The sequence below is a fragment of the Kitasatospora sp. NPDC056327 genome (genome assembly GCF_042261735.1).
Taxonomy (GTDB): Bacteria; Actinomycetota; Actinomycetes; order Streptomycetales; family Streptomycetaceae; genus Kitasatospora.
This window is the reverse complement of the sequence record NZ_JBHJRC010000514.1, coordinates 1-2433: the sequence shown is the minus strand read 5'-3', so window position 1 is coordinate 2433 and position 2433 is coordinate 1. Positions and strand designations below refer to the sequence as shown.

Sequence of the window (2433 nt, the reverse complement as noted above, 5' to 3'; positions counted from 1 at the left end):
GAAGCTCCGCGGCGGGGCCGTTCCGATGTGCGGGGCCGTTCTCCCGGCCCGCCGGCCGGCTCCCGGACCTGTGACCGGCCCCGGGGTCTGCCGACCGGCTCCGGCGCGCGGGCCTCGCGGGACGTGCAGGACCCGCGGGACGTGCAGGACCCGCGGGACGCGCAGGACCGACCGTGGGTGCCGACCGGCCCGGGGGCCGGGACCGGAGGGTCAGATCCGGACCTCGACGGTGCCGACCGCCTTGTCGTGCAGCCCGCGGCCGTCCCGGTCCCAGACCAGCGGCGGCACCAGCAGGCAGAGCAGCACGGTGCGCAGCAGCACCTGCGGGATGGTCGCCCGGCCGCCGTCCATGCGGACCACGCGGAGCCCGAAGAGCCGCTTGCCGACGGTCGTGCCGGTCGTGGCGAGCAGCAGCACGGTGACGGTGAAGAACAGCGGGGTGGTCCACATGTTCGCGGAACCCGCGGTGCCCTTGCCGATCAGCCCGAAGGCGACCAGGGAGATCAGCCAGCCGTCGACGAACAGCGCGCCCATCCGGCGGCCGGGGCCGGCGATCGAGCCGGAGCCCTCCTCGGGCAGCCCGAGGCGCTCACCGCGGTAGCCGAAGTCGGCGCCCATCTTCTCGGCGGCCGCCTTCGGGCCGTCGATCCACGATCCCAACGCTTCTCTGGTGTCCACCGATCCACACTAACCGGGCGAACACCGGAGGCGGCCACCGCCTCCCCGTGGGCCCCGCCACCGGAGAGTGAATCGGCTGTCGCCGGGTTTCCCCCACTCTCCCCAGTGGTCCAGACCACTTGATCCGTCCCACTCGCCGGGGCCAGTCGGTTTGTCCGGTCCCGTACGGCTTTGCCGCCCGCACGGCGACGGCGGTTAACATTCAGGAAACGACTGGGTCACCGGCCGGAAACGGCCCATTCCTAGGGTGAGCCCCATTCGCAACACCGAGGAGGATGGATGTTCAACAACGCCGCCGAAGTGAAGCAGTTCATCCAGGACAACGACGTGAAGTTCGTCGACGTCCGCTTCTGCGACCTGCCGGGCGTCTTGCAGCACTTCTCCGTACCCGCGGCGACGTTCGACCCGTCCGAGATCCTGATGTTCGACGGCTCGTCGATCCGCGGCTTCCAGGCCATCCACGAGTCGGACATGGCACTGGTCCCCGACCTCGCCACGGCCCGGCTCGACCCGTTCCGCCAGGAGAAGCACCTCAACATCAACTTCTTCATCCAGGACCCGGTGACCGGCGAGGCCTACAGCCGCGACCCGCGCAACGTCGCCAGGAAGGCCGAGGCCTACCTCGCCTCCTCCGGCATCGCGGACACCGCGTTCTTCGGCCCCGAGGCCGAGTTCTACGTCTTCGACTCGGTCCGCTTCGACACCAGCGCCAACGCGTCGTACTACCACATCGACTCCGAGGCCGGCGCCTGGAACAGCGGGTCCACCGAGGGCGACGTCCGCGGCTACAAGGTCAAGTACAAGGGCGGCTACTTCCCCGTCCCGCCGGTCGACCACTTCGCCGACCTGCGCGCCGAGATGTCCCTGGAGCTGGCCCGGGCCGGCCTGGAGGTCGAGCGCCAGCACCACGAGGTCGGCACGGCCGGCCAGGCGGAGATCAACTACAAGTTCAACACCCTGCTGCACGCCGCGGACGACCTGATGCTGTTCAAGTACATCATCAAGAACGTCGCCTGGCGGAACGGCAAGACGGCCACCTTCATGCCGAAGCCGATCTTCGGCGACAACGGCTCGGGCATGCACGTCCACCAGTCGCTGTGGACCGAGGGCTCGCCGCTCTTCTACGACGAGCAGGGCTACGCCGGCCTCTCCGACACCGCCCGCTACTACATCGGCGGCCTGCTGAAGCACGCGCCGTCGCTGCTGGCCTTCACCAACCCGTCGGTGAACTCCTTCCACCGCCTGGTCCCCGGCTTCGAGGCCCCGGTCAACCTGGTCTACTCGCAGCGCAACCGCTCCGCCGCGATCCGGATCCCGATCACCGGCTCCAACGCCAAGGCCAAGCGCATCGAGTTCCGCGCCCCGGACCCCTCCTCCAACCCGTACCTGGCCTTCGCCGCCATGCTGATGGCCGGCCTGGACGGCATCAAGAACAAGATCGAGCCCCTGGAGCCGGTCGACAAGGACCTCTACGAGCTGGCCCCGGAGGACCACGCCAACGTCCCCCAGGTCCCGTCCTCCCTCCCGGCCGTCCTGGAGGCGCTGGAGGCCGACCACGAGTACCTCCTCGCGGGCAACGTCTTCACCCCCGACCTCATCGAGACCTGGATCGACTACAAGCGCACCCAGGAGATCGCCCCCATCGCCCTCCGCCCCCACCCCCACGAGTTCGAGCTCTACTACGACCTGTAGCAGCACCCCGGCCCGCGTGCGCACGGGCCGGACCCACCACGCCCCCGCCGGGCGGCCGCAAGC

The 2433-nt window shown here is 69.8% G+C and carries 2 protein-coding genes; one reads left to right on the top strand and one right to left on the bottom strand.

Annotated features, from left to right (window positions below):
• Positions 1 to 210: 210 nt before the first annotated feature.
• Entirely contained in the window at positions 211 to 678 is a 468-nt protein-coding gene (locus ACFCX4_RS35905; RefSeq protein WP_376151623.1) for an RDD family protein, read from the bottom strand.
• A 279-nt stretch (positions 679 to 957) separates the two neighbouring features.
• Between ACFCX4_RS35905 and glnA the strand changes: the two genes are divergently transcribed.
• Entirely contained in the window at positions 958 to 2370 is a 1413-nt protein-coding gene (gene glnA, locus ACFCX4_RS35900) for a type I glutamate--ammonia ligase (protein WP_376151621.1), read from the top strand.
• The last annotated feature ends 63 nt before the right edge of the window (positions 2371 to 2433 follow it).

What these genes read in the sequence shown, in the direction of transcription:
- glnA (WP_376151621.1), top strand. Translation starts at nt 958, where the DNA reads ATGTTCAACAACGCCGCCGAAGTGAAGCAGTTCATCCAGGACAACGAC.